Origin of the sequence: Streptomyces sp. NBC_01775 (assembly GCF_035917675.1) — a bacterium.
In the GTDB taxonomy this organism is placed as follows: domain Bacteria; phylum Actinomycetota; class Actinomycetes; order Streptomycetales; family Streptomycetaceae; genus Streptomyces.
On the sequence record NZ_CP109104.1, the window covers coordinates 2,432,322 to 2,457,577 of the forward strand.

Annotated in this window: 24 protein-coding genes and 1 pseudogene; 14 read left to right on the top strand and 11 right to left on the bottom strand. The window is 70.2% G+C overall.

Annotated features, from left to right (window positions below):
- The first annotated feature begins 46 nt into the window (after positions 1–46).
- Together OHB04_RS10985 and OHB04_RS10990 are read left to right on the top strand one after the other, a co-directional pair.
- Complete coding sequence (locus OHB04_RS10985; protein WP_326807379.1) at positions 47–1,561, top strand: purine-cytosine permease family protein; 1,515 nt, start codon at positions 47–49, stop codon at positions 1,559–1,561.
- Entirely contained in the window at positions 1,558–2,547 is a 990-nt protein-coding gene (locus OHB04_RS10990; RefSeq protein WP_326807380.1) for a PfkB family carbohydrate kinase, read from the top strand. The genes OHB04_RS10985 and OHB04_RS10990 overlap by 4 nt, the downstream gene beginning before the upstream one ends.
- A gap of 158 nt (positions 2,548–2,705) precedes the next feature.
- Here OHB04_RS10990 and OHB04_RS10995 read toward each other — a convergent pair whose 3' ends face one another.
- The 3 genes from OHB04_RS10995 to OHB04_RS11005 all read right to left on the bottom strand — a co-directional run bounded on the left by OHB04_RS10995 (position 2,706) and on the right by OHB04_RS11005 (position 4,910).
- Positions 2,706–2,915, bottom strand: coding sequence for a hypothetical protein (locus OHB04_RS10995; RefSeq protein WP_326687490.1), 210 nt, complete (start codon positions 2,913–2,915; stop codon positions 2,706–2,708).
- An 81-nt stretch (positions 2,916–2,996) separates the two neighbouring features.
- Positions 2,997–4,199 (bottom strand): hypothetical protein, encoded by a 1,203-nt coding sequence (locus OHB04_RS11000; RefSeq protein ID WP_326807381.1) that lies wholly within the window; start codon positions 4,197–4,199, stop codon positions 2,997–2,999.
- A 126-nt stretch (positions 4,200–4,325) separates the two neighbouring features.
- Positions 4,326–4,910: a TetR/AcrR family transcriptional regulator gene (locus OHB04_RS11005; protein ID WP_326687492.1), complete on the bottom strand. Its 585-nt coding sequence runs from the start codon at positions 4,908–4,910 to the stop codon at positions 4,326–4,328.
- 53 nt (positions 4,911–4,963) lie between these two features.
- Here OHB04_RS11005 and OHB04_RS11010 point away from each other — a divergent pair, with 53 nt between their 5' ends.
- The gene (locus tag OHB04_RS11010) at positions 4,964–5,806 is read left to right on the top strand and encodes an alpha/beta fold hydrolase (protein ID WP_326687493.1); all 843 of its coding nucleotides are present in this window, start codon (positions 4,964–4,966) and stop codon (positions 5,804–5,806) included.
- Positions 5,807–5,913: 107 nt separating this feature from the next.
- Here the strand turns inward: OHB04_RS11010 and OHB04_RS11015 are convergent, their stop codons facing one another.
- The 3 genes from OHB04_RS11015 to OHB04_RS11025 form a co-directional block, all read right to left on the bottom strand.
- Positions 5,914–6,573: an NADPH-dependent F420 reductase gene (locus OHB04_RS11015; RefSeq protein ID WP_326687494.1), complete on the bottom strand. Its 660-nt coding sequence runs from the start codon at positions 6,571–6,573 to the stop codon at positions 5,914–5,916.
- A 148-nt stretch (positions 6,574–6,721) separates the two neighbouring features.
- A complete protein-coding gene (locus OHB04_RS11020; protein WP_326687495.1) occupies positions 6,722–7,954 on the bottom strand; it encodes an alpha/beta hydrolase family protein in 1,233 nt (410 codons plus the stop codon).
- Positions 7,955–8,440: 486 nt separating this feature from the next.
- A complete protein-coding gene (locus tag OHB04_RS11025; protein WP_326687496.1) occupies positions 8,441–8,917 on the bottom strand; it encodes a phospholipase in 477 nt (158 codons plus the stop codon).
- Between the two features lie 151 nt (positions 8,918–9,068).
- On the opposite strand from OHB04_RS11025, the gene OHB04_RS11030 reads away from it, so the two are divergent.
- From OHB04_RS11030 to OHB04_RS11055, 6 genes are all read left to right on the top strand, one after another.
- A complete protein-coding gene (locus tag OHB04_RS11030) occupies positions 9,069–9,929 on the top strand; it encodes an alpha/beta fold hydrolase (RefSeq protein ID WP_326687497.1) in 861 nt (286 codons plus the stop codon).
- On the top strand, positions 9,929–11,236 hold the full coding sequence (locus tag OHB04_RS11035; protein WP_326687498.1) for a PP2C family protein-serine/threonine phosphatase: 1,308 nt from the start codon (positions 9,929–9,931) through the stop codon (positions 11,234–11,236). Before OHB04_RS11030 ends, OHB04_RS11035 begins: the two co-directional genes overlap by 1 nt.
- Positions 11,237–11,464: 228 nt before the next feature.
- The gene (locus tag OHB04_RS11040) at positions 11,465–13,264 is read left to right on the top strand and encodes a sensor histidine kinase (RefSeq protein WP_326807382.1); all 1,800 of its coding nucleotides are present in this window, start codon (positions 11,465–11,467) and stop codon (positions 13,262–13,264) included.
- A gap of 62 nt (positions 13,265–13,326) precedes the next feature.
- Positions 13,327–14,001: a response regulator gene (locus OHB04_RS11045; protein ID WP_405807560.1), complete on the top strand. Its 675-nt coding sequence runs from the start codon at positions 13,327–13,329 to the stop codon at positions 13,999–14,001.
- A 185-nt stretch (positions 14,002–14,186) separates the two neighbouring features.
- Positions 14,187–14,972, top strand: a complete 786-nt coding sequence (locus OHB04_RS11050) for an ABC transporter ATP-binding protein (RefSeq protein ID WP_326807383.1) — start codon at positions 14,187–14,189, stop codon at positions 14,970–14,972.
- Between the two features lie 58 nt (positions 14,973–15,030).
- Positions 15,031–17,613, top strand: a complete 2,583-nt coding sequence (locus OHB04_RS11055) for an ABC transporter permease (protein WP_326807384.1) — start codon at positions 15,031–15,033, stop codon at positions 17,611–17,613.
- Positions 17,614–17,692: 79 nt separating this feature from the next.
- On the opposite strand, the gene OHB04_RS11060 is transcribed toward OHB04_RS11055, so the two are convergent.
- The 4 genes and pseudogenes from OHB04_RS11060 to OHB04_RS11075 form a co-directional block, all read right to left on the bottom strand.
- Positions 17,693–17,902, bottom strand: coding sequence for a DUF397 domain-containing protein (locus tag OHB04_RS11060; protein WP_326687503.1), 210 nt, complete (start codon positions 17,900–17,902; stop codon positions 17,693–17,695).
- Positions 17,884–18,689 (bottom strand): annotated as a pseudogene (locus OHB04_RS11065) (DUF5753 domain-containing protein). The gene OHB04_RS11060 and the pseudogene OHB04_RS11065 overlap by 19 nt, the downstream one beginning before the upstream one ends.
- A gap of 317 nt (positions 18,690–19,006) precedes the next feature.
- Positions 19,007–19,777 (bottom strand): alpha-ketoglutarate-dependent dioxygenase AlkB, encoded by a 771-nt coding sequence (locus OHB04_RS11070; protein ID WP_326807385.1) that lies wholly within the window; start codon positions 19,775–19,777, stop codon positions 19,007–19,009.
- A complete protein-coding gene (locus OHB04_RS11075) occupies positions 19,761–20,990 on the bottom strand; it encodes a hypothetical protein (protein ID WP_326687505.1) in 1,230 nt (409 codons plus the stop codon). The genes OHB04_RS11070 and OHB04_RS11075 overlap by 17 nt, the downstream gene beginning before the upstream one ends.
- A 792-nt stretch (positions 20,991–21,782) precedes the next feature.
- On the opposite strand from OHB04_RS11075, the gene OHB04_RS11080 reads away from it, so the two are divergent.
- Positions 21,783–22,151 (top strand): transposase, encoded by a 369-nt coding sequence (locus OHB04_RS11080; RefSeq protein ID WP_326807386.1) that lies wholly within the window; start codon positions 21,783–21,785, stop codon positions 22,149–22,151.
- A 35-nt stretch (positions 22,152–22,186) separates the two neighbouring features.
- Positions 22,187–22,621 (top strand): transposase, encoded by a 435-nt coding sequence (locus OHB04_RS11085; protein WP_326809429.1) that lies wholly within the window; start codon positions 22,187–22,189, stop codon positions 22,619–22,621.
- On the opposite strand, the gene OHB04_RS11090 is transcribed toward OHB04_RS11085, so the two are convergent.
- The gene (locus OHB04_RS11090) at positions 22,605–23,147 is read right to left on the bottom strand and encodes a GNAT family N-acetyltransferase (protein ID WP_326687507.1); all 543 of its coding nucleotides are present in this window, start codon (positions 23,145–23,147) and stop codon (positions 22,605–22,607) included. The genes OHB04_RS11085 and OHB04_RS11090 overlap by 17 nt on opposite strands.
- Before the next feature lie 272 nt (positions 23,148–23,419).
- Here OHB04_RS11090 and OHB04_RS11095 point away from each other — a divergent pair, with 272 nt between their 5' ends.
- From OHB04_RS11095 to OHB04_RS11105, 3 genes are all read left to right on the top strand, one after another.
- The gene (locus tag OHB04_RS11095) at positions 23,420–24,400 is read left to right on the top strand and encodes a helix-turn-helix domain-containing protein (RefSeq protein WP_326687508.1); all 981 of its coding nucleotides are present in this window, start codon (positions 23,420–23,422) and stop codon (positions 24,398–24,400) included.
- Between the two features lie 160 nt (positions 24,401–24,560).
- The gene (locus OHB04_RS11100) at positions 24,561–25,046 is read left to right on the top strand and encodes a rhodanese-like domain-containing protein (protein ID WP_326687509.1); all 486 of its coding nucleotides are present in this window, start codon (positions 24,561–24,563) and stop codon (positions 25,044–25,046) included.
- Positions 25,040–25,171 (top strand): hypothetical protein, encoded by a 132-nt coding sequence (locus OHB04_RS11105; protein ID WP_326687510.1) that lies wholly within the window; start codon positions 25,040–25,042, stop codon positions 25,169–25,171. The genes OHB04_RS11100 and OHB04_RS11105 overlap by 7 nt, the downstream gene beginning before the upstream one ends.
- Positions 25,172–25,256 lie beyond the last annotated feature (85 nt).

Below are 25,256 nucleotides of genomic sequence, written 5' to 3' on the forward strand. Positions count from 1 at the left end.
CGGCAGAGTCCACTCCCCGTCCTTCGCCTCGTAAGGAGGTTTGGCCATGGCTGACTCGAAGAGGAGTGAGCTGGTCGGAGCCGTGGAGACCCGCGGCATCGAGCCCGTGCCCGACACGGAGCGGCACGGGCACGCCGGCCAGATGTTCTGGACGTGGTTCGCCGCCAACATCTCGCTGCTGGGCCTGCCGCTCGGCGCGACGCTGGTGGCCTTCCGCGGGCTGAACATCTGGCAGGCACTGCTGGTCGCGGTCATCGGCTCCTTCGGGTCCTTCGCGCTGGTGGGGGCGCTGAGCATCGCGGGCAAGCGGGGCGGGGCCCCGGCCCTGACCCTCTCGCGCGCGGTCTTCGGACGGCGCGGCAACACCGGGCCCACGCTGGTGACCTGGATCAGCCGGGTCGGGTGGGAGACGGTCAACACCACGACGGCCGCCTACGCGCTGCTCTCGCTGCTGGCCATCGTCTTCGGAACCCGCCAGAACACAGTGCTCACCCTGGTGTGCCTGCTGGTGTTCATCGTCTGCACCCTGCTCATCAGCGGGCTGGGCCACGCCACCATCATGTGGATCAACAAGTGGGCCACCTACGTCTTCGGCCTGCTGAACCTGCTGGTCATGGCGTTCCTCGTGGCCACTGTCGACTGGACCAAGGTGATGCACGCCCCGGCGGCGCCGCTGAGCGCGGTCATCGCGGGCGTCGGTGTGATCGCCGCGGGCACCGGCATCGGCTGGGCCAACGCCGGTGCGGACTACGCCCGATACCTGCCGCGCGACATACCCGGCGGCCGACTCGTGCTGGCCTCGGCGTGGGGCGCGGGCATCCCGCTGGTCCTGCTGATCTCGCTCGGCTCGCTGCTGTCGGCCGGCGACGCCTCGCTCGCGCAGGCCTCCGACCCGGTCGCGGCCATCGACGCGATGCTCCCGTCGTGGATGTCCATCCCGTACCTCATCGCCGCCTTCGGCGGGCTGCTGCTCTCCAACCACCTGTCGGTGTACTCGGCGGGCCTCACCCTGGTGACCCTCGGCGTGCGGACCAAGCGCACGGTCGCCGTCGCCATCGACATCGTGATCACCTTCGCGGGCGGCATCTACTTCATGCTGATCGCCAAGGACTTCTACGGCCCGTTCATGACCTTCCTCACCATCTTGGCGGTGCCCATCACCGCGTGGGTCGGGGTCTTCGCCATCGACATGACGCGCCGCCGCTTCTACGACCCCGGGGCGCTGATGGACCCCCGCCGCTCGGGCCGCTACTGGTACAACGGCGGCTTCGCGTGGTCGGCCTGCGTCTCCTGGTTCGCGGCGATCGTGGTGGGGCTGCTGCTCACCGAGGCGAAGACCAGCGACACGGACGTGTGGTTCTCGGGACCGTTCTCGCACAGCTGGCTCGGCGCCAACGGGCTGGGCTGGGCGGTGACCTTCGTGGTGGCCGCCGGCGCGTACCGGCTCCTGCTTCCGCTGGACCGCGCGGTCCGAGCGGAGGCCGGCGCCCCCGCGGACGACACCCCGCCCGCCGACCCGGCCGGGCCCGGCGACCCGGCCGAGGAGACGATGCCCGCATGAGCGCGAGACTGGTCCTGGCCGGCAGCGTCATCGTCGACATCGTGCTGCGCGTGCCCCACCTTCCCGAGCGCGGCGGCGACGTGCTCGCCTCGGCGGCCGGACAGACGGCGGGCGGCGGCTTCAACGTCCTGGCCGCGGCGCGCCGCCTGGGCCTGCCCGCCGTGTACGCGGGCGGCCACGGCACAGGGCCGTTCGGCGACCTCGTCCGTACGGCGCTGGCGGGCGAGGGCATCACCCCGCTGCTGCACGCGCGCACCGACCGGGACACCGGATACTGCGTCGCGCTGGTCGACGCCGACGGGGAGCGCACCTTTGTGACGGCCTCGGGCGCCGAGGGCGCGCTGATCGCGGAGGACGCCGGGGAGACGGCACGGCAGCTGCGCCCCGGAGACCTGGTCCAGCTGTCGGGGTACGGGCTGGCCTACCCCGAATCGGCGGACCGGCTCACCGACTTCGCGGCGAGCCTGCCGGAGGGCATCGTGCTCTGTCTGGACCCGGGCCCGCTCGTCGCCGACATCGCCCCGGACCGGCTGGAGCGGGTCCTGGCCCGGGTGAACTGGCTCAGCTGCAACCGGCGCGAGGCGCACCTGCTGGCCGGCGTGGCCGACGGCGCGGCGGCGGCCGAGGCCCTGGCCTCGCGGCTGCGGCCCGGGGCGGGCGCCGGGGCGGGCACCGGCGGCGTCGTGGTGCGCGGCGACGCGGACGGCTGCTGGGTGGCGGACGGCCGGGGCGCTGCCGTCGCCGTACCGGGGCGGCCCGTGGAGCTGGTGGACAGCAACGGCGCGGGCGACGCCCACGTCGGCGCGTTCCTCGCGCTCCTGGGCCACGGCGCGGAACCGCTGGAGGCCGCGCGGGGCGCCAACGTGGCGGCGTCCGTGGCGGTGACCCGCCACGGCCCCGCGACCGGCCCCACCCTGGCCGAACTGACCGCCGTCCTGGGCCCGTCCGACCCACTGTCGGCACTGCTGGCCGAGGCCGGGCCCTGACATGGCGCGGGCTGTTTCACATGCGGCTCCGCCGCGTGGGCGCGCCCAGCCTGGGGGCACCTCCCTGCTCGAAGAGCTAGGGGGAGCACCCGCACCCTGCAAAGCACGGGCAGGGGCAGTCCCTGCTCAGCACAGGAAAGAGGGCAACGGAAAGACGGCTATCCGGAACGTGGGCCAGGCTCCAGGATCTCGTCCAGCACCTCCGCGACCACGGCGAACGCCGCCGCCTGGACCGCGTCACCCCCGCGGCCGGAGGCTCGTTCCTCTTTCCCCCGGCCGCCGTGGCCCAGGCGCTCGGACTCGGACAGGGCCCAGTCGCGGGCCCTGCGCATGCGTTCCACAAGCTCGTCAGCGTCGATTCCCGTCATTCATGGACCGTAGCGCTCCGCATCCCCCTTTCGGGAGTACGCGGGCGCGGACGGGCGTGCGTCCGGCGGAGGGCCGCGAGCTCAGTCCGTGCCGCTGTCGCCGGGGAAGCGGGACCAGGTGCGGCCTCCGTCGCGGGAGGTCCACAGGCCCTCGCCCTTCACCCTTCCGTAGGAGGGCGTGGCGGAGTCGGCGATCCCGTAGAGCGTGCGGGCCCGCGCGGTCAGCGAGGTGAAGGCGACGGGCCCGTCGACCTCGTGGAAGGAGCGGTTCCGGCCCTCGTCCGCCAGCCAGTAGGGCCCGCCGTCCTGACCGGCCAGCACTCTCCCGTCGGCCAGGACACCCAGGGACGCCATCGCCGGGTCCTTCTTCAGCCGGTCCAGGGGAAGGTCACGTGAACTGCCCAGCGTGCGCCAGCTCTTGCCGTCGTCCCCGCTGATCAGCAGCCCGTCGACGCGGCCCGCCTCACCGGCGCCACGGCCGTGGCGGGCCAGCGCGAAGACCGCGGTGCCCCCGTCGGCGGCGACCACCGGGACCGACGTACGCTCCGGCAGCGTGTGGCGCCGCGTGTGTCCGTCGCGCACGCTGACGACGCTGTCCCTGGACGCGGTCAGCCGCTGCTCCGCCGCCCATACGACACCCCGGCTGTCGACCGCCAACTCCAGTGCTTCGTCCGACAGTCCGGCGACGGGCGCGAGGGTCCGCGAGGAGGGCCGGTAGACGAGCGTGGGCTCCAGGGCGGAGACGAGCACGTCCCCGCGCCGGGCCCCCAGCGGCTTGTCGCCGGTGCGCACAGAATGCCGCGTGCCGCGCGCGTCGAGGAAGTAAGCGCCCTCGGCGCTCTCGCCCCGGGGCGCCGCGACGAAGCCGTCCGCCGTCCCGACGAAGCGCCGCGTCGCGGCGTCGGCCCGCGTGTGCTCGGCGCGCTCGGCGACCTTCTTCCCGTCCGGCGAGAACAGCCGCCAGGCGAACGCGGCGGGCCCCTCGTCGTCCTCCACGTTCTGCGCGGCGTAGGTCAGCAGCACGGACCCGTCCCCGGCGCGCGCGACCGCCGCCGGGGCCCCGGCGGCGCGGACGACGTCCCGCGCGCGGGGTGAGGGGTCCTCGATCACCTTCCGGTACTTCTCGGCGCGCCCCACGTTCCCGTCTCCGCCCCCGCATCCGGCTCCGAGGAGGGCGACGAGCGCGATCGGGACGGCGAGGGCAGGGCGGACACGGCAGGTCGCGGTACGGCGGCCCTGGTGCCCGGGGCCCTGGTGCCCGGGGCCCTGGTGTCGGGGTGCCATCACCTGTCGCCTCCTCGGCTAGATCTCCGGGCCACCGTATGCGGCGCGGGGTTCGCGGCGCACATGACCGGTGACGCTGTCGGCGGAGGCCCCGCACTCGGCCGCGACAGCGGGCGAAGGACCGGCCTACCGCGCCGTCTTCGCCGACACGGCCAGCGAGCCGACGTACGTCGCGAGCGTGCGGCCGGCGGCGAGGAAGGGTTCGGTGGAGCGCAGCCCCCGGGCCAGCAGGAACGCCCCTTCGAGCGCGGTCAGGAGCGCGTACACCACGCTGCGCGCGTCCGCTTCGGACAGCCCGCGCCCGGCGAGGTAGCAGAAGCCCTCCTCGACCCAGGACTCCATCACCTCCGCCGCCGCCTCCCGGAGTTCGGGTTCGGTGTCGGCGATCTCGGCCGCGACGGTGCCCACGGGGCACATGTTGGCCCAGCCCGTGGTCCGCATGTCCTCACCCGCCGCGACGAAGGCCGCCTCGATTCCGGCGGCGAGATCGTCGTGGCCGTCGAGCAGCATCGGCAGCAGCTGGATGTAGGCGGCTCCGGCCTGCCGCAGAGCAGCCGCCGCGATCTCGCGCTTGCCGCCCCTGAAGTGGTGATAGAGGGAGCCCGTGGGCGCCCCGGCCGCGCGCGCGACCTGATTGATGCCGGTGGCGGCGTACCCCTGCGTCCGCAGCAGCTCCGCCATCGCCAGCGCGATCCGCTCCCCGGTTTCCATGCGGCCATGGTAGAACAATCTCTCTAGAGAGCTCGTTCTAGCGGGAGGCCGCCATGAGGACCGCCGAACTGCCGGCCGGTGTCGTCGAGTACGAGGAGAGCGGGTCGGGCCCACCCGTGGTCCTGCTGCACGGGCTGCTGATGAACCACACGGTGTGGGACCGCGTACTGCCGCTCCTCCCCGAGGGGTTCACCTATGTGCGCCCCGTCCTGCCACTGGGAGCGCATCGCCGCCCGATGAAGCCGGATGCCGACCTGACGCTGCGCGGGCAGGTCCGGGTGGTCGCCGACTTCCTCGACGCGCTCGGCCTGGAGGACGTCACCATGGTGCACAGCGACTGGGGCGGCGGGCTGTTCCTCACCGCGTACGGGCACGACAGGCGCGTCGCCCGCCAAGTGGTGCTCCCCTGCGAGGCGTTCGACAACTTCCCGCCCGGCCTGCCGGGCAAGATGGTGGGAATCGCCGCCCGGATGCCCGGTGGCCTCCAGTTCGCCTGCCGCCAGTTGCGCGTCGGGTGGCTGCGCCGGCTGCCCCCGCTGTTCGGGCAGCTGGCCCGGCATCCGATCCCCGACGACCTCGTCCGCGCGTGGACCGAACCGCTCCTGCGCGACCCCGGCATCCGGCGCGACCTGCGCGCCTACTGCCTCAGTACGTTCGACAAACCCGAGCTCATCCGCGCCACCGAGGCGTTGCGCGGGTTCAAGGGCGACACGCTGGTGCTGTGGTCGCCCGACAACCGGATGATGCCGCCCCAGCACGGCCCCCGGCTGGCCGAACTGCTGCCCGCCGGGCGCTACGCGGAGGTGCCCGGCGCGTACGTGCTCTCGATGCTGGACGCCCCGGAGACCGTCGCCCACGAGATCGGCCGCTTCCTCACCGGTCCCTCCGCCGAGTAGCCGCGCGCGGAGACGCGGTCACACGGGCACACAGCCACGCGCACACAGCCTCGCGCGCGAGACCGCGCGGACAGCCGCACGCGAAGGCAGCGGCCCGCTGTGCTCCGTTACGCCCGGAACTCCGAGGGCCGCTCGGAGGGGGCCGCGGCGAGCGCCGCCGTGACCTCGGTGACATCCCCGCGCAGCCCGTAGACGGGCGTGCCGGGCTGCTGGCGCCAGGAGTCGTCGATGCCGCCCGCGTCCACCGAGTCGAAGCCCAGCTCCCCGATCAGGTCGCGCACGGCCGTCTTCGCGCCCTCGTCGTCCCCGGCCACCGGGAGCGCCAGCCGCCCGGGGTCACCCTCCGGACGCGGCTTGTCGAGGAGGTCCTGGGCGTAGGTGCCGTTGAACGCCTTGACGACGGGATGGCCGAGGTACCGCTCGACCCAGCGGCTCTCCGGCAGCCCCTCCTCGATGGGGGCGATCCTCCCGTCGCGCTGCCGCGGGTAGTAGTTGTTGGTGTCGATCAGGGCGAAGCCCTCCGCGGCCTCGTCGAGCAGGCCCGAGGGCAGGTCCGGGACGCTCTTGAGCGGCACGGTCACCACGACGGCCTCCGCGCCGCGCGCCGCCTCCGACGCGAGGACGGCGGTGGCCCCCGTCTCCTCGGCGAGCGCCGCCAGGGTGTGCGGGTCGCGCGAGTTGGCCACGGACACCTCGTGCCCGAGCGCGGCGAGCCGCCGCGTGAGATTGCCGCCGATGTTCCCCGCGCCGACGATGCCGATCTTCATGAGTCTCCTCCCTTGCCGCGACCACCTGTCGCAGACCACCTGTCGCGCATACGCCAACCCCACCATCGAGCGCGCTATTTCCTCCCGGGTGAGGTGCTTCCGGGCATTCGGGGCTGGGCTCCCCCTCCCCGCGACCGAGGCTTCTGCCTCATCGTGACTGGAAAGCGACCTCGGGGTTGCGGGCGGAGGGCCCGTCGAGCAGGGGCTGGTGGACGCCGCGGAGCTTCTGGTCGAAGAACGCGCCCACGTACGCCGTGGTGATCTCTCCGCAGCGTTCGCCGGACAGGGGCGCCGACGGGTCGGTCTCACCCAGCTGCCCGCCCAGGACGGGCAGGTCGATGAAGGAGAAGTGTCCGGCACCCTCGACAGTGAGCCAGCGCTTCCAGCCGGTGAGGCGCCGCCAGTCACGTGGCCATGTCCTGTCGGCGCTGTCGGGCATGTGGCCGGACTTGGTGCCCAGCAGGAGGAAGGGGCGTCCCAGACCCGAACGCGGCAGCGGCGCGAAGAAGGAGCCGTCGAGATTCACACCGGCACGGATGCGCTGGTCGCGGCCCATCGCGTAGCCGGCGGCGTTGCCGCCGAGCGAGTGTCCGGCCGCGCCGACACGGCGGGCGTCGATCATCTCCGAGTGCTTCCAGAAGGGCGCGGACCCATGGCCGCGGGGCCCGGTCAGCTTGTCGAGGAGGAAGGAGATGTCGCCCGCCCGGCCCACGGCGGCCTTGGCGAGCAGCTTCTTCTCTTCCTCGTCCGACGGCGCCTCTTCGACCTTCTCGCACGCGGTGCAGGTGAGGACGCGGCCCTTGGGGAAGGTCGCGCCGAAAGCCTCGTGGGCGTGGTCCAGGAGGGCGACGACGTAGCCGCGCGAGGCCAGGTCCTCGGACAGGAGGGTGAGGGTGGTCCGGGGGAGGGTGAAGCCGGGCGAGAGCACCACCAGCGGATGCTTGCCCCCGACGGGAGCGGCTCCCGGACGGGCGTGGGTGCGCGTGGCGGCGACTTGGCGGGCGCTGAAAGAGCCGCTCAGCTTCAGGCCCTTGAGGAGCAGCCCGGCCTCCACCCGGGACATGTAAGGAGCGGGGTCTTCATGGCTGCCGGCCTTGGCCGGGTAGTACATCGACACCATGGACTGCCGGGCGGCTCCGGGCTCCCACAGGTCGCGGCGCTCTCGGTCGACGAGATGACGGGTGTCGCGGCCGACGGCGTAGGGGCCGCCGAGTTTCGGGATCTTGAGGCGGACGGAGGAGGAAGAAGCCGAGGCGACGGAGTCGGACGAAGCCGACGGATCCGATGGAGCCGATGGAGCCGATGCGCAGGCCACGGTGGTCAGCAGGGAGCACAGAACGCCAAGAACAGCGGCGGCGGGACGACGAGGGCGCGGGGTCATGACGCGGAGCGTAGGAGGCGCCCCACGGCGTGCCCCACTGACGAAAGTAACCGTCATCGGTGCCCAAAGTCCCTGACGGGACGCGGTATCGCGAGGGGGCCTGGGATAACACGGTGTTCGCTGCGTTCGAAGACGTAACGCGCGGAGCGCCGGCACCGTCCGCAGCTCCGCCCCCGGTCATGAACCCCAGCACCGAGGACACCCGCGCCCGCAGCCTCATCGCCGCGCTGTACGAGTCCCTCGCCGCGCAGCAGGCCGCCCGGGACCGTCCGGTCCGTCGACCACGAGGACCCCGAGGGCCCCGGGGCGAAGGAGAGCCGCATCCGCAAGGCCCGCCTGCTGAACAGCCGGCTGCCGGGCGTGCAGCACGCCCGGCACCCACGCGACGGGACCGCCACCGGAGACAGCCACACGTCAGGCGGCCTCGGTAAGGCACCCTCCATCAGACGGGGTCTCCATCAGACGGTCTCCATCAGACGGCTCCTGTCAGGCAGCCTCGTCCGCTCCCTTGAGGCCGAAGATGTCGACCGCGTGGTAGTACGTCCACGCGGTCGAATTGCAGGCGGTCTTGGTGGCCCCGGAGTAGTTGTTGCAGACGCGCTTGAGGTCCTCGTAGAAGGCGGAGTCGATGCGGGCCTTGTTCGCCGGGAAGGCGCCGGCCGCCTTGTAGTTGCGATAGCCGAAGTCATGGCGGGCGCAAGCGGTCTGGAAGGGGAAGCCGAAGGGGTTGTCGGGCGAGGAACTGCAGTAGTCCGTCGACCAGTCGAAGCCGTAGGCCGCCCACTGCCCCTGGTTTTGCCGGGCGTTGTTCCAGGCGTTGTAGCTCGTGGCGCTGGTCTGCGTCCAGGAGCTGAGGACCTGCGGTTTGTCGGCGGGGGCCGCCGAGGCCGAACTGGCGGGAACGAGCGCCGCGGGCAGCGCCAGAGCGGCGGCGGCGAGGGGAACGGCGAAGCGACGGCGCATGGAGACCTCCGGTATGAGGTGGCCGGGACACCCCGCGGGGGTTTGCGAGGCGGTCCCAGCTTGGCGGCTCCGCATCGTTCTGAATAGGTCATGTCAATTCACATTTGAGTGACCTTCAGGTGTCGACGATGATCGCTGAGTAGGGTGCAAAATGAGCAATGTGGATATTCAAGACAGGCGAGACCGGAATCATGTGACGGTGACCGGGCGTGCCGACGGTCCGGTGGTGATGCTGTCGCACGGCTTCGGGTGCGACCAGAACATGTGGCGTCTGGTGGTACCGACGCTGGAGCCGGATTTCCGCGTGGTGCTCTTCGACCACGTGGGGGCCGGGCGGTCGGACCTGTCGGCCTGGAGCGAGGAGCGCTACAGCACCCTGGAGGGCTACACCGAGGACGTACTGGAGCTGTGCCACGAGCTGGACATGGGGCCTGTGGTGTTCGTCGGCCACTCGGTGAGCGCGATGATGGGCGTGCTGGCAGCCGCGCGGGAGCCGGAGTGCTTCGCCGGGCTGGTCCTGCTCACCCCGTCACCGTGCTACATCGACGACCCCGCCACCGGCTACCGGGGCGGGTTCAGCGCGCCGGACATCGACGAGTTGCTGGAGTCGCTGGAGTCCAACTACCTGGGCTGGTCGAAGACGATGGCGCCGGTCATCATGGGCAACCCGGACCGCCCCGAACTGGGAGAAGAGCTGACCAACAGCTTCTGCCGCACCGACCCGGACATCGCCCGCGTCTTCGCCCGCGTCACCTTCTTGTCCGACAACCGGGCCGACCTCGAAGGCGTCCGGGTCCCGGCCCTCGTAGCGCAGAGCGCCCAGGACGCGATCGCCCCCCGCGAGGTGGGGGACTTCGTGCACTCGCGGATCCAGGGCAGCACGCTGGTCACTCTGCCTGCCACCGGGCACTGCCCCCAGCTCAGCGCCCCCGAGGCCACCGCGGCGGCGATCGCGGAGTTCGCCGCCGAAGTGGCCGGGTCCGGAGCGGCCGGGTCCGGAGCGGCCGGGTGATGTGTGGGGCCGGCGACGGCCGGGATCGCGAGCCCGGCACGGAAAGCGGGGCGGCGGAAAGCGGGGCGGACAACGAGCGTGCACGCTTCTCCTCGCTGCTGGAGGAGAGCGCCGAGGACCTGTACGAGAACGCACCCTGCGGCTATCTCTCCACCCTGCTGGACGGACGGATCGCGAAGGTCAACCACACCCTGCTGAGCTGGCTCGGCTACCGCCGCGAGGATCTGCTCGGCCGCAGACGCTTCGCCGACCTGCTCACCGTCGGCGGCAAGCTCTACCACGAGACCCACTTCGCCCCGTTGCTGCGGATGCAGGGAGAAATCAGCAGTATCGCGCTGGAGCTGGAGGCCGCGGACGGCAGCCGGCTGCCGGTTCTGGTGACCGCCACTCTCCAGAAGAGCGACGAGGGGGAGCCGCTGCTGATCCGCACCACCGTCCTCGACGCACGTGACCGGCGCGCCTACGAGACCGAGCTGCTGCGCGCCCGGCAAGAAGCCGACCGGGAACGCGAACGCCTCCAGCGCCTGGCCACCACGCTCCAGAAGACGCTCATGCCGCCCGTGCTGGAAAATGTGCCCGGCCTGGACGTCTCCGCGTACTACCACGTCGCCTCCGTCGACGAGGTCGGCGGAGACTTCTACGACCTGTTCCCGCTGGCCGCCGGAACCTGGGGGCTGTTCCTCGGCGACGTACGGGGCAAGGGCGCGGGCGCAGCCGCCATCACCTCCCTGGTCCGCTACACCCTGCGCGCGACCGCCGTCTACGAACCCGACCCGGCCGCCGTGCTCGGCCACCTCAACACCGTGCTGAACCGCGAGGCCGACAGCGTCGACCCGCACAGCGCCGACCCGGACGGTGCCGACCCGCGGTTTTGCACCGTCCTCTTCGGCCGGCTCACCCCCGACGACCGGGGCGGCTTCCGCGTCGCGCTGGCCAGCGGCGGACACCCGCCGGCGGTCCTCATGCGCGCGGACGGCAGCGCCGATTTCCTGCCCACCCCGGGCGGACAGATGGTCGGCGCCCTGCCGGCCGCCGACATCGCCACCACCACCGTGCAACTGGCCCCCGGCGACACCCTGCTGCTGTACACCGACGGCCTCACCGAGGCCCGCACCGCCCTGGAAGGCGAACGCTACGGCGACGAGGCCCTGCTGGAGCTGTCCCACTCCCTCTCCCCCACCACCGCCCGCTCCTTGGTGACCACCCTGAAAAACCTGCTGGAATCCCTCGGCGCGGGCGTGGAGGACGACACCGCCCTCCTGGCCATCACGGTGCCCCAGCCGGACGGGGGAGGACAGCACCCGTGAGCGAAGGTCTTGAAGCTCCAGAAGCCCGTGGCCGGTTCCCTCAACGACCTCGCCCGGACTGTGGCCGGTCGTGCCGTGCGTCAGCACTGTGGCAAAGGCCCGGTGTACGTCCCGGTCTTCTCGGTTGAGCCGGAGGCAGGGTTCCGCCTGGCCGCTCCCCCATCCGGCAGAGCTACGTCTCCTCCCCAGGTCGTGTCGTACGCGCATCGCCGCCCTGACAATTGACCGATGGCAACCACCTCCGGCTCTCCCGCCTCCGCCGCCCCCCGAAGCCCTTTTGCGGCCCCTGGTGCACAGGGCCGGGGGCTGTGGCGCGCGTTCGCGGAAGTGACCGCCGCCGGGTTGGTGGTGGCCCTCTCCCACCTGGGCCTCCAGGAACTGGGCGACGCGTATCCCGGCTGGCTGCTGTTCCTTCTCGGTGCCGCCGTCCTCGCCCTGCTCGCCGTCCGCCGTCGCCACCCCGTCACGAGCCTGCTGGGCGTGTCGGCGCTCCTGGGTGTGCTTCCCGCCGCCGGGCTGCCGGCCGCCGTGATCGCGCACACCTCGGCCAGACAGCTGGCGGCCCCCCGGCGGCGTAACACCGCGTTGCTCGCCTCGGCCGTCCTGACCGTGCTGGCCTGCGCCGTCTTCGCCCCCGTCACCGGGTTCGGCGGCCATGCCTTCGGGCTGACGCTCGGGGCCGTGCTCGCTGCCACCACGCTGGTCGTGCCGGGGCTCGTCGGCACCTCCGGCGGACAGCAGGACCGGCTGCTGCGTGCCCTCCAGGAACGGGCCGCCGCAGCGGAGACGGCCCGCCGGCTCGCTGACAGCGAGTCCCGGATCCATGAGCGGTCCCGTATCGCCGCCGAGATGCACGATCTGGTCGGCCACCGGCTCAGTCTGATCTCGCTGCATACGGGCGGCCTGGAGATGGCGCTGCAAAAGGAGTCGCCCGAGCTGCGCGACGAGGCGGCCCTGGTCCGCCGTGCCACCGGGGACGCGATGCGGGAGCTGCGCGAAGTGCTCGGCGTCCTGGGCCCGTTGGGGCAGGACACCGGCACGGGAGCCCTGACCGGCACCACGGGCACCCGGTCCGATGTCGAGGCGCTGGCCGAGGAGTCGCGCAGGGTTGGCATACCGGTCGACCTCACCTGGAACGGGCCCGACCTGGGCGACCGCCCGGCCCAGGTGCGACGCGCGGTGCACCGCGTGGTGCGCGAGTCCCTGACCAACGTGCACCGGTACGCCGCCGGGGCGCACGTCGGCGTGGTGGTCACGCACACCGACGACCGGGTGGACGTGCTCGTACGCAACGGGCGTCCGTCCGTGGCCCCGGAGGCGGCGACGGGGCTCGGCTCCGGGCGCGGCCTCGTCGGGCTGCGGGAGCGGGTGACGCTGCTCGGCGGCACCCTGGAGGCGGAGCCGACTCCGGCCGGAGGCTTCGCCGTGACGGCGCGCATCCCGGCGCAGCCGGATCCGGGAGCGATCCTCGCGAGTACGGAGGCCCCGGCGCCCGACTCGCCCACCGGGCCGGACCCGGCCTCGGGACGGGGCTCCAGCCGCCGGTTCGGCGGTGTCGGGCGCCGGTTCGTGAGCGCTGTCACCGGGCTCCTCGGGCTGGCGGGCGTGGGCGTGATGATGACGCTCGGCCTCCTCCTCGTCACCGAGGCCGCGCCGCAGTCCGAACCGCCCGAGGCCCCGGAACCCCGGGTCGGGATGACCCGCGACCAGGTGGAGGAAGCCGGGGAGTGGGAAGACGCCACGGCACGCGCGGCGGCGACCGGCCACGAGCCGTCCCGCCCGAAGTCCGTGACGAGCTGCATGTATCCGACGGTGTCGTCCGAGGACTTCGTACCGCTGACCGAGGGCGAGGGCAAGCGGCCCACCGGGTCGCCCGAGCCGCGACGCGAGGACGCCGACCCGTACGCCGAGGACGGCCCCGGCAAGCTCTTGATCACCCGGTACTGTTTCCGGGCCGACAAGCTGACCGCGATCGATCGTTTCACCGTGCCGGTGGTGTCGCAGACGCCACCGTGGGAGTCCCCTTGACTGAGCTGCCCGCTTCTTCCGACGACCGCCCGGTCCGGGTCCTCCTCGCCGACGACGAGGAGATGATCCGCACCGGCGTCCGGCTGATCCTCCGCCACGCGGAGGGCATCGAGGTCGTCGGGGAGGCGGCGAACGGCGAGGAGGCGGTACGCGTCGCCACCGAGACCCGTCCCGACGTGGCACTGATCGACGTCCGCATGCCCGTGCTCGACGGGCTCGCCGCGATCGAACGGCTCCTCGCGCTCCGGCCCCCGCCGCAGGTCGTCATGCTCACCACGTTCGGCGACGAGGAGAACGTGACGCACGCCCTGCGGTCCGGCGCCACCGGCTTTCTCCTCAAGGACGAGGGCCCGCAGGAGCTGATCAGCGCAGTGCGGGCCGCCGCGACGGGCGACGCGGTCCTCTCCCCCGGCGTCACCGGCACGGTCATCGCGCGCATGCTGGGCGGCGGCGCGGGCGGCAGTGCCGCTACCGGTTCCGGTACGGCGGAGGCCGAGAAGGCGGGCGGCCCGGCGCCGGACTCCGGCCCGGGACAGCAACTGGCGGCGCTCACCGGCCGGGAGCGCGACGTCCTCGTACTGCTGGGCCGGGGCCTGGCCAACGTCGACATCGGCCGTCAACTGGGCATCGGCATCGGCACGGTGAAGACCCACGTCAGCGCCATCCTGGAGAAGACGGGCACGGACAGCCGGGTCCAGGCGGCGGTGCTGGCACACCGGGCGGGACTGCTGACCTGAGCCCGCACTCTGCCGTTCGGCAGAGACGGGGCGTCCGCCCGGAGGATTACACACGCGCCGTCGACCGACCTTCGACAGGTGCCGGATCCACCTCCCGAGGCCGAGGATCCGGGAGTACGGGGCGACAAGGATGAGAGGCAGTCGCACGTTCTCATCCCCCTCGTCCCCGTATCTCTGGAGCAGCCATGTCGATGCAGGCAGCCGCCCCCGCGCCCGCCCACTCCCCCGCGGGTTCCGCCGCCGCCCGCGCCACCGGGCTGAGCAAGGTCTACGGCGAGAGCGAGACCCGGGTCATCGCCCTGGACTCGGTCTCGGTGGAGTTCGCACGCGGCCGGTTCACCGCGATCATGGGCCCGTCCGGTTCGGGCAAGTCGACGCTGATGCACTGCATGGCGGGCCTCGACTCGGTCTCCGCGGGCTCCGCGCGCATCGGGGACACCGAGCTGACAGGGCTGAAGGACCGGCAGCTCACCCGGCTGCGCCGGGACAGCGTCGGCTTCGTCTTCCAGGCGTTCAACCTGCTGCCCACGCTGACGGCGCTGGAGAACATCACGCTGCCGATGGCCATCGCGGGCCGTAAACCGGACCAGCGGTGGCTGGACACGATCGTGGCGATCGTCGGCCTCTCCGGACGGCTGAACCACCGTCCGTCGCAGCTCTCCGGCGGCCAGCAGCAGCGCGTCGCCGTGGCCCGCGCCCTCGCGTCCCGGCCGGAGATCGTCTTCGCCGACGAGCCGACCGGCAACCTGGACTCGCGCTCCGGCGCCGAGATCCTGAGCTTCCTGCGGGACTCCGTACGGGAGTTGGGCCAGACCGTCGTGATGGTCACCCACGACCCGGTGGCCGCCGCCTACGCCGACCGCGTGGTCTTCCTGGCCGACGGCCGGCTCATCGACGAGCTGCTCTCACCGACCCCCGAGGGCGTACTGGACCGGATGAGGCGCTTCGAGGCGCAGAGCCGTACGAGCTGACAGGCCGCCACTCTCCACCCGCACGACATCCATCACGCATCCCTGGAGTGGGACCCCCATGCTGCGTACAGCCCTGCGCAACGTCTTCGCGCACAAAGCCCGGTTGATCATGACGGCCCTCGCGGTCATGCTCGGCGTCGCCTTCGTCTCCGGCACGCTCGTCTTCGGCGACAGCGTCGCCTCGGCCCTTCGCGGAGCCTCGGCCAAGAACCTGAAGGACGTGGCCGTATCCGTACAGGCCGAGTCGGAGGAGTCCGAGGGCCCCGCCGGCGCGGACGACGGCGGCCGGTCCACAACGCTCACCGGTGACCTGGCCGACAAGGTCCGTACGCTGCCCGGCGTCACGTCCGTACGCGCCACCGTCAACGGCACCGCCACCCTGGCCGCCAAGGACGGCAAGCCGCTGAACGCCGACAACAGTTGGCAGAACCTGGCACTCAACTACGCACCGGACAAGCAGCGGGGCGGAGGGGACAGCCAGTTCCCGCTGGCTTCGGGACGCGGCCCCGCCACCGGCGGCGAGATCGCCCTGGACCGCCGTACAGCCGAGAAGGCCGGCTACGCCATCGGCGACACCGTCCGCTTCGCCACCGACGGCCCGGCCCTCACCAAGAAGCTGGTGGGCACCGTCGACACCGATGACCCGCGCGTCACCGCGGGCGGCAGCCTCGCGCTCCTCGACACCGGGACCGCACAGCGGCTCTTCCTACAGCCGGGCCAGTTCGACGAGCTGACCGTCGACTCGAAGCCCGGCACCGACAACGAGAAGCTCACCCGCGAGATCCGCGAGCTGCTGCCCACCGAGGGCATGACGGTGACCAGCGGCGCCAAGCTCGCGGACGAGCAGGCGAAGCAGATCGCCGACAGCACCAAGGGCCTCACCCGGATTCTCCTGGCCTTCGCCGCGATCGCGCTGTTCGTCGGCGTCTTCATCATCGCCAACACCTTCACCATGCTGATCGCCCAGCGCAGCCGGGAGACAGCGCTGCTGCGCGCCGTGGGGGCCTCGCGCCGCCAGGTCGTCCGCGCGGTCCTCATCGAGGCGGGGCTCCTCGGACTCGGCGCCTCGACGGCCGGTTTCGCGCTGGGGCTGGGCATCGCGACCGCCCTGCGACCGCTGCTGAACGCGAGCGGCGCGGGCCTGCCGGGCGGCCCCCTGGTGATCTCCACGAGCGCACTCGTCTGGTCCGTCGTGGTGGGCGTCGGCGTGACCGTGTTCGCCGCGTGGCTGCCGTCCCGTAAGGCGGCGAAAATCGCCCCGGTCGAGGCGCTGAGCAGCGTCGACCAGGCACCGCCGAAGCGCGGCATGGTGCTCCGCAACAGCATCGGCGGCGTCCTCGCGGGCCCGGGCATCCTGATCATGTTGTACATCTCCACGCAGAAGGACGGCGCCGAGAAAAACATCATGATCGCCATGCTGGGCGCCGTGCTCACGCTCACCGGCATGATCGTGCTGGCACCGCTCCTGTCCCGTCCGCTGGTCTCCTTGGCGGGCGTACTCACCACCCGGCTCTTCGGCGTCAGCGGCAAGCTCGCCAAGGAGAACGCGCTGCGCAACCCGCGCCGCACCGCCGCCACCGCCTCGGCCCTGATGATCGGGCTCACCCTGATCACGGGCATGACCGTGGCCGGCAACTCCACGGAGGCCGCCCTCAAGCAGGAGGCGGTACGCGGCCTGACCGCGGACTACAAGGTGTCCAACGCCGGTTACGGCGGCATCGACCCCGCACTGGGCGCAAAGGTCGCCAAGGTCCCGGACGTGGCGAACTCGGCACCCGTCGCCTCCTCGGGGCTGACGGCACGAGGTGAGTTCGCCCTGCTCACCGGAGCGGACCCGCGACAGCTCGGCAAGGTCTCCGACCTGGACTTCAGCAGCGGCTCGCTCGACGCCATCGGCCCCGGAAAGATCGCGCTCTCCGACGAACTGGCCAAGACGACCGGCCTGTCGACGGGCGACACCTTCCGGGCAACGCTGGGCCTCGACGACGACGCCAAGAAGAAGCTGACCGTCGTCGGCGTCTACGACCGCACCCGCGCCGTCGAGGACGCCATCGGCACCATGCCCGACGTCCTGCCGTACGCCGAGGCCAAGAAGCTCGACAACATCCTGGTCAAGGCCGCACCCGACGCGAATCCGGGCGTCGTCGACCAGGGCATCCGCAAGGCCCTCGGCAACAGCCCGCTCCTCCAGGTACGGAACCAGGAGCAGCTCACCAAGGCAGAGTCCGGCGAGATCGGCATGATGCTCAACATGATGTACGGGCTGCTCGGCATGGCCGTCGTCATCGCGGTCCTCGGCGTCATCAACACCCTGGCCATGTCGGTCTTCGAGCGCACCCGCGAGATCGGCCTGCTGCGCGCGATCGGCCTCGACGACAGGGGCGTCAAGAAGATGGTGCGCCTGGAGTCCGTGGTGATCTCCCTGTTCGGCGCGGTCCTGGGCGTCGCCACCGGCATCTTCCTGGCCTGGTCCTGCGGCAGCCTCACCGGCTCCTCCCTGGCCACGTACGAAACGGTCCTGCCCTGGGCCCGCCTGGGCCTGTTCCTCCTGCTGGGCCTGGTGATCGGAGTCCTGGCAGCGGTATGGCCGGCCCGCCGAGCGGCCCGCCTGAACGTGCTGAACTCGATCGGCGCGCAGTAGCGGGCGTCCGCCCGCCACACGGACGACGGCCTCGCGAGCGGTGTACTCCGCTCGCGAGGCCGCGACGTTCCACTGAGGTTCAGGCGCTCAACTGTCCGTCCCGCACGGCCGTGACGAAGGCCGACCAGCCGTCGGCCGGGAACACCAGCATGGGGCCGTGCGTCGCCTTGCTGTCCCTTACCGGGACGACGGTGGCGAAACCGTCAGCCACCTCGACACACGCACCACCGTCCTGATTGCTGTGAGAGCTTTTGCGCCATGTGACAGCGCTCAGGTCGATGGATCGCATGTCGCTTCCTCCAACATCCGCAAGATGAGTTCGCGCGACTCCGTCCGGGGGAGCGCGAGGTCGCGCACCGCAGAGTACGCCTTCTGGAAACGCACAACCGGGCCGGAATCCTCGATGAGTTCGCCCCGGTACCCGTTCTCGATATACGCGACGGTTCTGCCCTCGGGAAGGAGCAAGTACCACGTGTCGGTGCTCATCAGACCGTGCATCCCCGCGGTTTGCGGAAGCACGTGCACCGCCACGTTGGCCCGCTCCGTAGCATCCAACAGGTGTTGCAGCTGTTCGCTCCACTCCTTCTTGTCCCGCAACGGTGTCCTCACACCGCCTCGGAGAGGATCGTCCGGAACGGAGGCGCGTCGTCCCCGTCCAACAACTCCCGCCGTCCCATCCGAGCTTCGCCCTGCTGGTCCAGTTCCTTCCCCCGGAGGCCGCCCGCAGCGAGCACCTCCCGCGCGTAGGCGGGGGTCTGCAACAACCCCGGCAGCACACTCACGGCGAAGTGCCACAGGCTCACCGCTTCCGACTCCAGCGCCATGTAACGCCGGTACCGCTCGCGGAACTGGGTGTGGTCCCCGGCGGCGATCTCCCACAGGACGAGCAGCAGGCCCGGTGTCCTGTAGTACGTGTCGAGGGCCTGGACGACCTCGGGGCTGCCGAGCGTCTTCCCCTTCTCCATCTAGCCGAACAGGGAGTAGTCCCAGCCCAGTCGCTCGCCGAGCTGCCGCAGGCTCGCCCCGTCCCGAGAAGGACGGGGCCAGGCCTCCGGCCGCGCCCGCCCAGTCCACAAGAATTCCCGTACGACAACCAGCGCGTACGACAGCCAAGGAGTCCCATGTCCAAGCCGCCCCTGCCCCCGAGGCATTCCTCGGCCATCTCCACAGTCGCGGCGTCCTCCTGACCGACCGAACGCAAGCCCGCTGCGATCGATGGGTCACCCGACACCGCCACTACCAAGCAGAAGACTCCGACACTTCCTGATCTGGTCGGCTGACGCCCGCCTGGCCCCACCACGCATCGCCATCGCTGCAGCCCAGATGGCAATGTCTGATACTGGCTCTGCCTGGAGTTGCATGACCATGGATGGTTATTCAAAAGCCCTCAAGGTCAGCCGGGCGGCATCAGATCGCTCTCGCTGATGGTGTACGTCAGCAGGGGGTAAATGAAGTCCGTTTCATTGTTCTCACGGCGCCGTAGTCGGTAAAACTCGCGCCTCTGCTCCTCATCGGCCGACATGAGGCGCGTACCCTGCGGGAGGTATACACGTCCTTCGCGAAACCGAACGAAGGTCTTTGACGTTCGAAAGGTTACACCCAACCATTGGTTGTCCGCCGCTTGGACCGGCGCGTCCAGTACGATCCTGTGCCTGAGTCGCCGATTCGAGTCGACAGAAAACGCGACGATACTGTTGTGGGCGAGGGGGATCTCGAACTTCTCGCCACCTGACTCCTTTGATTCGAAGATCAGCTTCCTGGGCGGGCTCGCTTCGGGGTGTTGGTAGCAGGAGAAGACGGCAATAAACGATTCGTTGGCCAGATCGAGGGCTTGGTCCGAATGGCTGCCCATGGTTGTGTAAGCGTTCGTGTAGCTCTCGATGAGAGCGTTGTTGAAGCCGACCGAAAGCGCCGCACGTTCTTGAATCTGTTGCGCCAGCCGTTCGTGCACCGCCCGGAAACGCTGCGTCGGGCTGCTGTATCGAGTGGTAGTACGTACGAGAGGCACACCACCCGCCTCGTCGATCTTGGTAAGCGCGGCGCCTCGCCGGCCTTTTCCTACGTCTTCCAGACGAGCCGACGCGGACAGCTCCGCAAAGAGATTCTTCTCAGTTGGCAAAGCGCACGAGAGGATCTCATCCGAGATCCTAGACTCGGGGGTCAACGTAATCTCCCGTGTTCATACTGAAGAGAAATTCGTCGCCGTAATCGATGAAGGACGAGGTCCTGTTCTCCTCGGCGTACAGCCTGCGCAGCTCATTCATGCCGGCCGGTGTGGGTGGCCCCAGCTTCACCAAATCTCCGGCCACTTTGAGGAACGTGTGGCCGTTCTTGTGAAGGGCTTCGGCGCTCGAACAGCGCACCACGTATCCCAGGCGGGTCGGGAGCAACTCGGCGTCCAACGTTGAGGGCCGGATTTCGTGCGTATACAGGCGGTTGGTGGACAGCGGCATGAAGAACACGGAGCCGGGATAGAGAGTCACCGTGAACTGCGGGGGGAGCGCGACCCCGTCGCGTTCCTCGGCCGGCCCCTTGAGGCGAAAGTGGAGTTTGGTCAGCCCGCTGGCACCCTTCACACCGTAGTCGAAGACGTCTTCGGCCAGGGGCTGCAGCTTGTCGAGCCGGTCATAGAAGGTGCAGAAGGCCATGATGCCATTGACGGGCATGTCCTTGGTCTTGTCGGCATGGGCCGAGATCTTGGCCTTGGACTGCTTGCGCTCGGCCGTGGCAAAGGTGTTGTGGTAGATCTGAGCGAGGACGTGATTTAGTGGTGCCTGGTTCCGGAAGACAGCGGCGGCCTCGCGGTTCAGAGCCTCGACGATGCGCGTGTCGGTCGGGCGAAAGTTCTCGGTCGGCCCCGAGAGATTTGTGGAGCACCGGAGCAAGCGGAAATGTAGTTCGTCACCGTTTCGCGTGACGGGCGTCAGGTAGATTCCGCTGCGATGAGCTGTTCCCGGCTTGGTGGACTCAGTCAGGGACTGGAACGCGTGCTCCGCACTGATCCGTCCGAAATGATCGGCGCCGAGTCCGAAAAAGCGGCGATAGTACACGCCGACGCCATGTACGCGGACGGGAACTCGGCCGAGGCCGACGAGAGTCCGAGGTTTGTCGACGCCCTCGTGGTAACCGTGTGATAGCTCCCGGATAACAAATACCCGGGCAGCCGCATGCAGTTGGCGGTCGCTGATCCCGGATATATCGCCACACAGGTAGACGGTCTTCTGCGCAAGGTTGGGCGAACCAGAAGCAAGGTCCTCTGGCGTGATTGTGGACCCGAAGAAGTCCCCGATCAAGTCATTATCTTGCAACATCGAAGGCGCAACCAAGATGTTGCTCGCATCCTCGATGCAGGCTTCTGTTAGCCCTGTTGTGCACATCAAACGGTACCTGTCATTTGCAGATCTTGGTGGACTGCTCAAAACCGTGGACATGGCGATGGCCCGCACTCCCTAATTTGCATTGCGAATACGCAAACGAAAGGCGACGGACCGTTGAATCTTGATGCTCTCACGGGGCTCGACAGCGGGCAACGGGTTCTGCCGGTAGCGCGCTCTCCTGGGCCGCGCCCGAGGCCAGGGGCCCTATCCGTGAGCGGCCCTGCGCCGAACCCGCCGCGCATGCGGCCGACCCTGAACCCCCAACGGCAGAGCCCGGCATGCCTGAGCGTCCACGTAGCAACAGGCCGACCGGCCGGGCCCGACTTCAGCCCGGTCTCAGGACGGGCCGGGAAATGCCTCTGGATCGGGCTCCGGGCAGTGCGTTCGACCACCGGGTGGCTGCGAGGCTGTCGGCGAGACGGAGGAGGTCCGCGCTCAGCGGGAAGTCCGCGTTTCACGCGGCTTCGAAGGAACTCTGTACCTCGCGCCCTTCGTCCGCGAGCAGCCGGTGGCACGTCGGGCGAGGCGAGCTTGGAGCGCGGGCCCATCGCCGAGCCGAGGCGCAACTTCGGCCACTTCTCCAGGACTTGATACCGGCGTGGCGTCTTCGGGGGCCTGGGGAGGGTTAGGGGGCTCCGGGGTCCGCCGGGGGCCCGATATAACCAGAAGCTATATGCGCCCCGTACGCGGATGCTGCCTGGCGTCCGCCAAGGCGTGCATCGAAAGTAGATCTTGGTCGGGCTATGATCTTGGTTCCTGGCACGTGGAGATCTGACGGACGAGCAATGGGCGGTGCTGGAACCGTTGTTGCCGAAGGGCAAGAAGCCCGGCCGCCCGCTGACGTGGGCCCGGCGACAGCTGATCGACGGCCTACGGTTCCGGGACCGCACCGGTGTTCCGTGGCGGGACATGCCCGCCGAGTACGGACCCTGGGGTCGGGTGCAGGACCTGTTCCGCCGATGGCAGCGGGACGGCATCTGGCATCGGATCTTCACCGCGGTGCAGGCCTTGGCGGATGCCAAGGAGCTGATCACCTGGGACCTCAACGTAGACTCCATGGTCGTGCGCGCCCACCAGCACGCCGCCGGTGCGCGTAAAAAGGGGAGTTCCAACAGAAACCGCCTGGCGGTGTCGCCTGCGAGCCAGACGACCACGGGCTAGGACGCTTCCGCGACGGTCTTACCACCAAGCTGCACCTGGCCTTCGAACAGAGGCAGAATCCCATGTCCAACGTGATCACGGCCGGGCAGCGCGGGGATTCTCCGCAGTTCGAGGTCGTGCTGGGCCGCATCCGGGTGCCCCGACTGGGGTGCGGCAGGCCCCGCGTGCGCCCGCGACGGGTGCGGGCGGACAAGGCGTACGCGTCCCGCAAGAACCGCGCCTACCTGCGGCGGCGCGGTATCCGCTGCACCATTCCGGACAAGGCCGACCAGGCCTGGAACCGCGAGAAGCGCGGGTTCAGCGGGGGTCGGCCACCGAAGTTCGACCCAGAACCACAAGGCCCGGCACGCGGTCGAGTACGGCAGCAGTCGCCTCAAGAGACATCGAAGCGTGGGACCACCAGGTACGACAAACTCGCGGTCCGCTACGAGGCTGCCGTCCTCGTTGCCGCCATCAACGAGTGGTTGTGACGTACTGGTCCGACGACAACTCGAACACCCGTACTCGCCGACCGCCGGTGGGATTGACGGTCTCACGGACCGGATGCATCCCCAGTTTGGTCATGATCCGTTCGGAGGCGTCGTTGCCCACTTGAGTGATGCTGACGATCCGCTCCAGCCCTCGCTCTTCGAACCCGAACCGTACAGCGGCCGTAGCGGCCTCGGTGGCCAAGCCCTGCCCCCAGTGGGAACGTCCCAGCCGCCAGCCGACCTCAACCGCCGGCAGTACCTCCGGCAAGAAGTCGGGCACCGAAAGGCCGGTGAAACCGGCCAGTTCGCCAGTGGACCGGATCTCCACGGCGAACAGGCCGAAGCCCTGTCCCTCCCACTCGCTCTCCCATGCCTGGACCCCGCCGCGAGTCTGCTGTTCGTCACGGACGCTGCCGTCACGGATCCACCGCATGACCTCGGGGTCTGCATTGACGGCAGCCATGGGCGCAATGTCTTCCTCGCGCCAGCGACGCAGGATCAAACGGGGAGTCTCAAGCGTGACCATCCGATCATTCTGGATCACAAATGGCTCTCCGCCATCCTCACCAGGCACTTTCGAGACACGCCCCTGACGGAACAAGCAACCCTCCCCGTGACCATTCATTAGCGCGCAATCCGGCAGAGTTCCCGGCGGCACCCGGTTCCTGCTCCACCATCGACCAGATCCCCACCCCGTAACGGCCCCGGCTGGGCCCTGGCCCCGCCCCCCGCCCAGTCACCTCATCGCGCCGCCCGCGCCCGCCATGGCTGGATCTTGGTGATTATTAAAATGCGGCCATGACGAAGACGCATGTGGTGGCTGTACTGGCCTTCGACGGAATGGCACCCTTCGAGCTGGGCGTGGTGGCGGAGGTCTTCGGCCTGTCCCGGCCTGAGCTGGGAGACCTGCCCTGGTACGAGCTGCGGGTATGCGCCGAGGAACCCGGCCGGGATCTGCGGGCGGTCGGCGGGTTCACGCTGCGCGCCGAGCACGGGCTCGATGCGCTGGCCGCGGCGGACACGCTGATCGTGCCGGGGGTGGCCAAAGCCGGGGCGGAGGTCTCGCCCGCCCTGGTGGAGGCGCTGCTGCGGGCCCATGCGCGGGGGGCGCGCCTGGTCTCGATCTGCTCGGGGGCGTTCGTGCTGGCCGCGACCGGCCTGCTGGAGGGCCGGCGCGCCACCACCCACTGGCGCTATGCCCGCGCGCTTGCCGAACGGCATCCCGGGATCGAGGTCGACCCCGACGTGCTGTACGTCGACAACGGCGATGTCTTCACCAGCGCGGGCAGCGCGGCCGGTATCGACCTGTGCCTCTACCTGGTCCGGGCTGATCACGGTGCGGCCGTCGCCAACGCGGTGGCGCGCCGCTTCGTCGTTCCGCCGCACCGCGAGGGCGGGCAGGCCCAGTTCATCGAGGCGGCGGTGGGAGAGATCGGCCCCGAGGACGACGGCGTCACGCAGAGCATGAACTGGGCGCTGCGTCATCTGCACACACCTCTGTCCGTGCCCGCCCTGGCCCGGGCTGCGTGCATGTCGGAACGCTCGTACTTGAGGCACTTCACCCGCCGCAACGGCGTGAGCCCCATGCGCTGGGTCATCACTCAGCGGGTGGCTGTCAGCCTGCCGCTGCTCGAGTCCGGCGAGGGCACCGTGGACGAGGTCGCCGCCGCGGTCGGCTTCGACAGCACCGCGACGTACCGGCACCACTTCACCCGCCAGATGCGTACGACGCCGACGGCCTACCGCAAGACGTTCACCCGCGTCCCCGCGCACCCGTAAGGGTCACTCCGTACGACTGGCGGAATCTTGGCGACTTCAGGCATTTACGCCACTCGTGGGGCGGGCCCAGGGATCAAAGGATGGAGACGTCGTCGGCCGGGGATACCCGGCACGGCCCACCGGACCCCGTCCCGACCAGCAGGAACAAGAGGTACTCCCCATGCCTGCCACCGCTTCCGCCGCGATCACCAGTGCCGTCCTGAGCGTGCCCGCCGCCGCCCCGGCCGAGGCCGCCGCCCACTACGCCGCCCGTCTCGCCTTCGAGGCGGATGTCTCCGACGTCCACGCCGATCTGGCATCCGGCTCACCCGGCGTCGTGGTGGTCGACACCCGCAGCAATGCCGCCTGGGACCAGGGTCACATCCCCGGCGCCCTCCACATCCCCACCGCACAGATTGCCGACCTGGCACCGCAGCTGATCGACCCGGCCCAGACCGTGGTCACCTACTGCTGGGGCCCCGGCTGCAACGGCGCGACCCGCGCGGCGCTGGCCTTCGCCCGCCTCGGCTACCAGGTCAAGGAAATGCTCGGCGGCTTCGAGTACTGGGCACGCGAGGGCTTCGCCTACGACTCCGCCACCGGTGCCGAGCAGCGTCCTGTCGACGACCTGGCCGCCCCGCGCTCGGGCATCTCCTGCGCATGCTGAAGGACACCGCACGGCCGGGCGGCGTGATCCGTCCGGCCACCGCGGCCGACCTGCCGGCGACAGCCCACCTGTGCGCCGCCCACGCTGCCTTCGAGCCAGACCTCAAGCCCTGTCTCGGCAACTAAAGCCCGTACGCACCCCGCTCCTACTGCGCCTGGTCGCCGCCAACGACCCAGGAATTCACGCCAAGAGACGGTGAAGTCCGACGGC

Bases quoted from the DNA above. Each gene is read 5' to 3' on its own strand.
- OHB04_RS11005 (WP_326687492.1), bottom strand. From the start codon at position 4,910: ATGGAAACCGGGGAGCGGATCGCGCTGGCGATGGCGGAGCTGCTGCGG.
- OHB04_RS10990 (WP_326807380.1), top strand. From the start codon at position 1,558: ATGAGCGCGAGACTGGTCCTGGCCGGCAGCGTCATCGTCGACATCGTG.
- OHB04_RS10995 (WP_326687490.1), bottom strand. From the start codon at position 2,915: ATGACGGGAATCGACGCTGACGAGCTTGTGGAACGCATGCGCAGGGCC.
- OHB04_RS11060 (WP_326687503.1), bottom strand. From the start codon at position 17,902: ATGCGATCCATCGACCTGAGCGCTGTCACATGGCGCAAAAGCTCTCAC.
- OHB04_RS10985 (WP_326807379.1), top strand. From the start codon at position 47: ATGGCTGACTCGAAGAGGAGTGAGCTGGTCGGAGCCGTGGAGACCCGC.
- OHB04_RS11000 (WP_326807381.1), bottom strand. From the start codon at position 4,199: ATGGCACCCCGACACCAGGGCCCCGGGCACCAGGGCCCCGGGCACCAG.
- OHB04_RS11020 (WP_326687495.1), bottom strand. From the start codon at position 7,954: ATGACCCCGCGCCCTCGTCGTCCCGCCGCCGCTGTTCTTGGCGTTCTG.
- OHB04_RS11090 (WP_326687507.1), bottom strand. From the start codon at position 23,147: ATGGTCACGCTTGAGACTCCCCGTTTGATCCTGCGTCGCTGGCGCGAG.
- OHB04_RS11015 (WP_326687494.1), bottom strand. From the start codon at position 6,573: ATGAAGATCGGCATCGTCGGCGCGGGGAACATCGGCGGCAATCTCACG.
- OHB04_RS11050 (WP_326807383.1), top strand. From the start codon at position 14,187: ATGTCGATGCAGGCAGCCGCCCCCGCGCCCGCCCACTCCCCCGCGGGT.
- OHB04_RS11040 (WP_326807382.1), top strand. From the start codon at position 11,465: ATGGCAACCACCTCCGGCTCTCCCGCCTCCGCCGCCCCCCGAAGCCCT.
- OHB04_RS11035 (WP_326687498.1), top strand. From the start codon at position 9,929: ATGTGTGGGGCCGGCGACGGCCGGGATCGCGAGCCCGGCACGGAAAGC.
- OHB04_RS11105 (WP_326687510.1), top strand. From the start codon at position 25,040: ATGCTGAAGGACACCGCACGGCCGGGCGGCGTGATCCGTCCGGCCACC.
- OHB04_RS11030 (WP_326687497.1), top strand. From the start codon at position 9,069: ATGAGCAATGTGGATATTCAAGACAGGCGAGACCGGAATCATGTGACG.
- OHB04_RS11095 (WP_326687508.1), top strand. From the start codon at position 23,420: ATGACGAAGACGCATGTGGTGGCTGTACTGGCCTTCGACGGAATGGCA.
- OHB04_RS11010 (WP_326687493.1), top strand. From the start codon at position 4,964: ATGAGGACCGCCGAACTGCCGGCCGGTGTCGTCGAGTACGAGGAGAGC.
- OHB04_RS11100 (WP_326687509.1), top strand. From the start codon at position 24,561: ATGCCTGCCACCGCTTCCGCCGCGATCACCAGTGCCGTCCTGAGCGTG.
- OHB04_RS11025 (WP_326687496.1), bottom strand. From the start codon at position 8,917: ATGCGCCGTCGCTTCGCCGTTCCCCTCGCCGCCGCCGCTCTGGCGCTG.
- OHB04_RS11055 (WP_326807384.1), top strand. From the start codon at position 15,031: ATGCTGCGTACAGCCCTGCGCAACGTCTTCGCGCACAAAGCCCGGTTG.
- OHB04_RS11075 (WP_326687505.1), bottom strand. From the start codon at position 20,990: ATGTGCACAACAGGGCTAACAGAAGCCTGCATCGAGGATGCGAGCAAC.
- OHB04_RS11045 (WP_405807560.1), top strand. From the start codon at position 13,327: ATGATCCGCACCGGCGTCCGGCTGATCCTCCGCCACGCGGAGGGCATC.